Below are 7,908 nucleotides of genomic sequence, written 5' to 3' on the forward strand. Positions count from 1 at the left end.
ACGTTATCGTCAATGCGCAATTTGGCAACAAATTTCGCGGAGTTATTACAACATCGGCGTGTTTTTTTCGCGCAACTCGCGCAAGAAAACAGCTGAAGATGCGTAAAATTTTTTGGCTAAAAAATCACCATTTCACTGGCAAATGGAGGGAGGTGGCTTACACTTACATTATCAACACAGGCCGGAACCTCCCCTAATGTGCTCGACTGAGGGGTGTTGATGTCGGGGGAAACCCTCCCGTGAACCAGCGGGATAGAGTGAAAGACAAAGACCGGAACCAAACTAAAGCGCCCTCTGTGGCGCTTTAGTTTTATATCCTTCATACCCGTCACATATTTTAAACCAATTAATCATCTTCCAGCAGGCGCGCTCCGGTCCCCTGCTCGCCAAGCTGATCGCCAGGGTTACGCAACGGGCAATCGCTACGTGACAAGCATCCGCAACCAATACACCCATCCAGCTCATCGCGTAGCGCCACCAAAGTATGGATGCGTCGGTCCAGTTCTTCACGCCATTGCGAAGAGAGCTGCTTCCACTCTTTGGCACTAAGCGAATGCCCCTCAGGTAATACACCTAACGCGTCACCGATCGTGGCCAGCGGGATCCCGATGCGTTGAGCAATCTTGATTATCGCGACGTAACGCAACACATCACGTTTGTATCGCCGCTGATTGCCGCTGTTGCGCATGCTACTGATTAACCCTTTGCTTTCATAGAAATGCAGGGTCGATACCGCCACGCCGCTACGTTTGGCGACTTCACCTGGTGTGAGCAGCGCTTTTATCCGGGGTAATTTCTTTTCCATAAATCGCTTTACCTCAAGTTAACTTGAGGAATTATACTCGCCCACAGACAAAACGACGAATCGAATACTGAGAAAGAGGCAGCCCTATGTCCCATCAGCAGATTATTCAGACCCTTATTGAATGGATTGATGAACATATCGATCAACCGCTGAACATTGAGGCGGTGGCGAAAAAATCAGGTTACTCGAAGTGGTATTTACAAAGAATGTTCCGCACGGTGACGCGCCAGACATTGGGTGACTACATCCGCCAGCGTCGACTTTTGCTGGCCGCCGTTGAACTACGGACAACTGAGCGACCTATTTTTGATATCGCGATGGATCTTGGTTATGTGTCGCAACAAACCTTCTCGCGTGTGTTTCGCCGCGAATTTGATCGTACTCCCAGCGACTACCGCCATCGTCTGTAAGATTATTGCCCGCTCTGCGTCAGTATGGCGGGCGACCGTTGTATCCAGTGCATGAACTCCTGCGGCGGCAGCGCCTTCGCAAAATACCAGCCCTGACAATACTGTACGCCGCGTTCAAGCAGCCATTCGATTTGCTCCTTCGTTTCCACCCCTTCCGCAATCGTCTTCAGGTGTAAGCTTTGTGCCATCTCAATAATATGTTCGGCAATCAAGTGACTGGTGCTGTTAGTGGACAACGTGCTAATAAACGATTTGTCGATCTTCAGGATATCGACATTCAGCGCTGACAAATTATGCAGATTGGAATATCCCGTGCCAAAATCATCAAATGCCACTTCATAACCCGCCTTACGGAACGCCTGGATTACGGGGGTCATTTTATGTACATCTATGAACCCACGCTCGGTCACTTCAACTTTAATTTGCTGGGCCGCCACGGAGTACTCACGATTTTTGTCGTTAATCAGGGCAATCAATCGGGATGAATGAAAGTCAGAAGCGGAAAGGTTAATCGATATAGAAAGCTGAGGATGCGCCGAAAGAAAATACCCCAAATCGTTGAACACCTCTTCAACGACATAATCCGTGATCCGCTCAATCATTCCCTCTTTTTCAGCCAGTGGAATAAACTCCGTCGGGCTCATCACCTCACCTTTACAGCCCGGCCAGCGCAGCAGAGCTTCAGCACCAACACATTGCCCATTCTTAATATCAATGATCGGCTGGTAATGCAGGCAAAGCTGACGTTTTTTGATCGCGCGTTTTAATAAGCGCCGGGGAGATAAGTATTCCTGGCGCGTGCGCCACCACATTAGCAGTATCAGGATGCTGCAGATAATCCCGAAGGGAATGGTTAATGCCGCCTCGTGATAGAAAATCTGACTTACGCGGTTGTCTGAGGTCGACACAATAATCGCAATTGGACGTTTTTCTGAATGCACGATGGTGTAGAAGCGATCGTCTTGTTGAAAGGTCGAGGCTTCACCGCGTATGAGCGGCGCGAATTGCGCAATATTTGCCGCTTCGCTGGCAGAGAAAAACGTATCTGTTACTGTGTCATACACGCCCCAGGAGAGATCCGGATCATCTGACATGACTTCGCTGTAGGACAATGGATTGATGACTGCGACGTAGTTCCCGCGTTGCATGTACGTCATTCTGTAGCCAGCGAAAAAAGGGGTATCGCGGTAGTAATAGATGGCGATATCCGGCGTACGTTTATAGTCAGGTGTCGGCATAATATAAGTAACAGGCGGCGCCATCGACGTAGAGCACAAAAAATGATCGCCCTGCGCATAAATTAGCTCACTGATATATAAACGACCGCGAATAATATTTAGCATACTTTTCTGATGTGCCGGGGTACACATCTTACCCTGATACAACTGGGCCATATCACGCGCCAAATCAGCTTGTAGGATCACCAATTCTGTTTTATTTAACACCAGTTGAGCAAAAGAGCGGAGTTGGCTATGGGTTTCGGTCATCGCCCGGATGTGCGCAAACCATATCGCCAGCACCACGGGGAACAATACCACCATGAATGTTCCCAGGAACTTCAGCATCTTGCGTCGCACACTGTGATTCATGTCAGCCCTATTTCCCTGTTTCGTATATGCCAGAACCCATCAAGGCAGGATGCTATAAACACCGACTGATTAAGTTGCATGAATCTATCAGTATTAGCAACAGACTTCTCTATGTAAAAGTCTGATAATAGTTGATGATGATATTATTTTTCCGTAAGGCAAACTTAAAGTTATGCTTATTTCATAACGTTATTATCCCCACGGAGTAATTTTTTATGAGCATTATCCTGGCTGCATTTAAGAAATTCATTAATTTTTTTTAACGTTTAATTTAGGATAAACATAACAAGTAGACTAAATACATGTTTAAAACATGGTTATTTATTATCAACTCTTCATTAAACAAAACCACACACTTGGAGTGGTTATAAGCCTACAAAAATAACGGCCAATACTGGTGAACAAACGACCAGATGTGATATAGTTCACAAAAATCATGTAACAGAAACAATGTTTCATTCATGTTATTGCCCGTCGATAGCCAGAGTATCACACCCTCGGTGAACACCCCCGCGCTGTCCTGGGCATCCAGACTTTCTGAGGACGTTTTTCATGGCGACAATAACAACTGGCGTGGTTCTTCTGCGGTGGCAACTACTCAGCGCGGTGCTGATGTTTTTAGCCAGTACGCTCAATATCCGTTTTCGTAAATCAGATTATATTGGCCTGGCCGTCATTAGCAGCGGTTTAGGGCTGGTTTTTGCCTGCTGGTTTGCGACTGGATTGCTCGGCATAACCCTGGTGGATATGTCCGCTATCTGGAAGAACATTGAAACCGTAATGGTTGACGTGATGAGCCACACACCGCCAGATTGGCCGATGGTGTTGAACTGATAACAAAATTGCATATGGCTACCCCAGTCTTGAGGTAGCCATTATTTTCAGCGTAACGCAGTGGGATTAGAACGGAATATCGTCGTCGAAATCCATCGGCGGCTCGTTAGACGGCGCTGCCGGCGCTGACTGTTGCGGGCGAGACTGTGCGCCGCCGCTGAACTGGTTGCCACCCTGCGGCTGCTGAGGTTGACCCCAACCGCCCTGCTGCTGACCGCCACCTGCCGGAGCACCACCACCCTGACGACCACCCAGCATTTGCATGGTGCCGCCAACGTTAACCACAACTTCTGTGGTGTACTTTTCTACACCGGACTGATCGGTCCATTTGCGGGTACGCAGCTGACCTTCGATATAGACCTGAGAACCTTTACGCAGATATTCGCTGGCCACTTCCGCCAGTTTGCCAAACAGCACAACACGGTGCCATTCAGTCTGCTCTTTCATTTCACCGGTCGCTTTATCACGCCAGGATTCGGAAGTAGCCAGCGTAATGTTGGCAACTGCGCCACCATTCGGCATATAGCGTACTTCCGGGTCCTGGCCCAGATTACCGACGAGAATCACCTTGTTTACGCCTCTGCTGGCCATGATCGTGTCTCCTGAAAAACGTTACTGAATAAGTGTAAGCGCGGGATTGTAGCATTTCCAATAGCGCTTTTACTACGTTGCGAAGTTGATTCCAGTAAACAACCCCAGCCAGACATTGTTGCACAGACGTCTGCGTTTTGCATTCCAATACTGTATATCCATTCAGGTCAGGTTGTGTCATAATTAACCGTTTGTGATCGCCGGTAGCACCATGCAGCCAGGCAAAAAAGCGTTTAATCCGGGAAAGATGAATGGATAAGATCGAAGTTCGGGGCGCCCGCACCCATAATCTCAAAAACATCAACCTCGTCATCCCGCGCGACAAGCTGATTGTCGTCACCGGGCTTTCGGGCTCAGGCAAATCTTCGCTCGCTTTCGACACCTTATATGCCGAAGGGCAGCGTCGTTACGTTGAATCCCTTTCCGCGTACGCGCGTCAATTTCTGTCGCTGATGGAAAAACCGGACGTCGACCACATTGAGGGGCTCTCTCCTGCCATCTCAATTGAACAAAAATCGACGTCCCATAACCCGCGATCCACGGTAGGTACAATTACCGAAATTCACGACTATCTGCGTCTGCTGTTTGCCCGCGTTGGCGAGCCGCGCTGTCCGGATCACGACGTTCCCCTGGCAGCGCAGACCGTAAGCCAGATGGTGGATAACGTCCTGTCGCAGCCGGAAGGTAAGCGTCTGATGCTGCTGGCGCCGGTGATCAAAGAGCGTAAAGGCGAGCACACCAAAACGCTGGAAAACCTGGCAGGCCAGGGCTATATCCGCGCCCGTATCGACGGTGAAGTCTGTGATCTTTCCGATCCGCCCAAGCTTGAGCTGCAAAAGAAACACACCATTGAAGTGGTGATTGACCGCTTTAAAGTCCGTGACGACCTCACCCAACGACTGGCGGAATCCTTTGAAACCGCGCTGGAACTGTCCGGCGGCACGGCGGTCGTTGCCGATATGGACGACCCAAAAGCGGAGGAGCTGCTGTTCTCCGCCAACTTCGCCTGCCCTATCTGCGGCTATAGCATGCGCGAACTGGAACCGCGGCTGTTCTCGTTTAACAACCCGGCGGGCGCGTGTCCAACCTGTGACGGTCTCGGCGTGCAGCAATATTTCGATCCTGATCGGGTGATCCAAAACCCGGAACTGTCGCTGGCCGGTGGTGCTATCCGCGGTTGGGATCGCCGTAACTTCTATTACTTCCAGATGCTTAAGTCTCTGGCGGAACACTATAAATTCGACGTTGAAGCCCCGTGGGCCAGCCTGAACCCTGCTGTGCATAAAGTGGTACTGTACGGTTCCGGTAAAGAGAATATCGAATTTAAATACATGAACGATCGCGGTGATACGTCCGTACGTCGCCATCCGTTCGAAGGCGTATTGCACAATATGGAGCGCCGCTATAAAGAGACGGAATCCAGCGCAGTACGTGAAGAATTAGCCAAGTTCATCAGTAACCGTCCTTGCGCCAGCTGTGAAGGGACGCGTTTACGCCGGGAAGCCCGTCACGTATTTGTTGAAAATACGCCGCTGCCTGCGATTTCTGACATGAGCATCGGTCATGCAATGGATTTCTTCAACAATCTGAAGCTTGCGGGTCAGCGGGCGAAGATTGCCGAGAAAATTCTTAAAGAGATTGGCGATCGTCTGAAGTTCCTGGTCAACGTCGGCCTCAACTACCTGACGCTATCGCGTTCAGCAGAAACACTCTCCGGTGGTGAGGCCCAGCGTATTCGCCTGGCAAGCCAGATCGGCGCGGGTCTGGTCGGTGTAATGTACGTGCTGGATGAGCCGTCTATTGGCCTGCACCAGCGCGATAACGAACGTCTGCTGGGTACGCTTATCCACCTGCGTAATCTGGGAAATACCGTCATTGTGGTCGAGCACGATGAAGATGCGATTCGCGCCGCTGACCACGTTATCGATATCGGCCCGGGCGCGGGTGTTCACGGCGGTCAGGTCGTCGCCGAAGGGACGCTCGACGACATCATGGCAGTGCCTGAGTCGCTGACCGGCCAGTACATGAGCGGTAAACGCAAGATTGAAGTGCCTAAACAGCGCGTTGCGGCTGACCCAGAGAAAGTGCTGAAGCTCACCGGTGCACGCGGTAACAACCTGAAAGATGTCACCCTGGCGCTGCCGGTAGGTTTATTTACCTGCATTACCGGTGTTTCCGGTTCGGGTAAATCGACGCTGATTAACGACACACTGTTCCCGATTGCACAGACGGCGCTGAACGGTGCGACGCTGGCTGAACCTGCGCCGTATCGCGACGTTCAGGGCCTGGAGCATTTCGACAAAGTGATCGACATTGACCAAAGCCCGATTGGCCGTACGCCGCGCTCTAACCCGGCAACCTACACCGGCGTATTTACGCCAGTGCGCGAACTGTTTGCCGGTGTACCGGAGTCACGCGCACGCGGTTACACGCCGGGGCGTTTCAGCTTTAACGTCCGTGGCGGACGCTGTGAAGCCTGTCAGGGCGACGGCGTGATCAAAGTCGAAATGCACTTCCTGCCGGATATCTACGTGCCGTGCGATCAGTGCAAAGGCAAGCGCTATAACCGCGAAACGTTAGAAATTAAGTACAAAGGCAAGACTATCCACGAAGTGCTGGATATGACGATTGAAGAAGCACGTGAGTTCTTCGATGCCGTTCCGGCGCTGGCGCGTAAGCTGCAAACGCTGATGGACGTTGGCCTGACGTACATTCGACTGGGTCAGTCCGCTACCACGCTCTCGGGCGGTGAAGCACAGCGCGTGAAGCTGGCGCGCGAACTGTCCAAACGCGGTACCGGGCAAACGCTGTATATTCTCGATGAGCCGACCACCGGTCTGCATTTTGCGGATATTCAGCAACTGTTGGACGTGCTGCATCAACTCCGGGATCAGGGCAACACCATCGTGGTGATTGAGCACAATCTGGACGTGATTAAGACCGCAGACTGGATTGTCGATCTCGGTCCGGAAGGCGGCAGCGGCGGCGGCGAAATCCTTGTCTCCGGCACACCAGAAACGGTCGCTGAGTGTGAAGCCTCACACACGGCCCGCTTCCTCAAGCCGCTGTTGTAATTACGCAACACTTGTCTGGCCTACAGAATATGCATAAAGCCTGTAGGCCGGATAAGGTGCTTGCGCCGCATCCGGCAACCGTTGTGCCTGATGGCGCTACGCTTATCAGGCCTACGAAACTACAGATCAGGTATAAAGCTTGTCGGCCGGATAAGGCGCTTGCGCCGCATCCGGCAACCGTTGTGCCTGATGGCACTGCGCTTATCAGCACCTACGAAACTACAGAATACGCATAAAGCCTGTAGGCCGGATAAGGCGCTTGCGCCGCATCCGGCTACGGTTGTGCCTGATGGCGCTGCGCTTATCAGGCCTACGAAACTACAGACCAGGCATAAAGCCTGTAGATACTGTTATCGCCTGCAAGCCTTTTCAGGTTCCGCGGTTACGGATAGCAGGCACGATCAGTCACAGCGCCGTCAGGCGCTGTTTTTTCCTGATTCATCTTCCCTTCAGGCTGTTATCACCCCATGTCTCGACGCATCGAACGGCTCACCTGATTTCAGTACCCCGTAAGACACATGCGCCAGCTTGCGCATCATTGCGCCTATTATCACTTTCCCTTTTTTACCGTTTCCTGCCAGACGGTCGCGGAACGCCCGCCCCCA

At 51.5% G+C, this 7,908-nt stretch carries 6 protein-coding genes and 1 pseudogene; 3 read left to right on the top strand and 4 right to left on the bottom strand.

The genetic code is table 11. From position 1 onward, the window contains the following. Window positions 1–346 precede the first annotated feature (346 nt). Complete coding sequence (gene soxR / locus OGX83_RS21695) at window positions 347–805, bottom strand: redox-sensitive transcriptional activator SoxR (protein ID WP_003826630.1); 459 nt, start codon at window positions 803–805, stop codon at window positions 347–349. 86 nt (window positions 806–891) lie between these two features. On the opposite strand from soxR, the gene soxS reads away from it, so the two are divergent. Further along, the gene (soxS, locus tag OGX83_RS21700) at window positions 892–1,215 is read left to right on the top strand and encodes a superoxide response transcriptional regulator SoxS (RefSeq protein ID WP_003031731.1); all 324 of its coding nucleotides are present in this window, start codon (window positions 892–894) and stop codon (window positions 1,213–1,215) included. A gap of 2 nt (window positions 1,216–1,217) precedes the next feature. Here the strand turns inward: soxS and pdeC are convergent, their stop codons facing one another. Beyond that, complete coding sequence (gene pdeC / locus OGX83_RS21705; protein ID WP_252431278.1) at window positions 1,218–2,804, bottom strand: cyclic di-3',5'-guanosine monophosphate phosphodiesterase PdeC; 1,587 nt, start codon at window positions 2,802–2,804, stop codon at window positions 1,218–1,220. A gap of 552 nt (window positions 2,805–3,356) precedes the next feature. On the opposite strand from pdeC, the gene OGX83_RS21710 reads away from it, so the two are divergent. Further along, complete coding sequence (locus OGX83_RS21710; protein WP_003826625.1) at window positions 3,357–3,638, top strand: YjcB family protein; 282 nt, start codon at window positions 3,357–3,359, stop codon at window positions 3,636–3,638. A 66-nt stretch (window positions 3,639–3,704) separates the two neighbouring features. On the opposite strand, the gene ssb1 is transcribed toward OGX83_RS21710, so the two are convergent. After that, complete coding sequence (gene ssb1 / locus OGX83_RS21715; RefSeq protein ID WP_003826621.1) at window positions 3,705–4,229, bottom strand: single-stranded DNA-binding protein SSB1; 525 nt, start codon at window positions 4,227–4,229, stop codon at window positions 3,705–3,707. A 251-nt stretch (window positions 4,230–4,480) separates the two neighbouring features. On the opposite strand from ssb1, the gene uvrA reads away from it, so the two are divergent. Next, the gene (gene uvrA / locus OGX83_RS21720; RefSeq protein ID WP_286589152.1) at window positions 4,481–7,303 is read left to right on the top strand and encodes an excinuclease ABC subunit UvrA; all 2,823 of its coding nucleotides are present in this window, start codon (window positions 4,481–4,483) and stop codon (window positions 7,301–7,303) included. 449 nt (window positions 7,304–7,752) lie between these two features. Here uvrA and OGX83_RS21725 read toward each other — a convergent pair. Then, a pseudogene (locus OGX83_RS21725) lies at window positions 7,753–7,908 on the bottom strand (IS110 family transposase); the annotation flags it as partial.

Origin of the sequence: Citrobacter sp. Cpo074 (assembly GCF_030332745.1) — a bacterium.
Lineage (GTDB): Bacteria > Pseudomonadota > Gammaproteobacteria > Enterobacterales > Enterobacteriaceae > Citrobacter > Citrobacter portucalensis.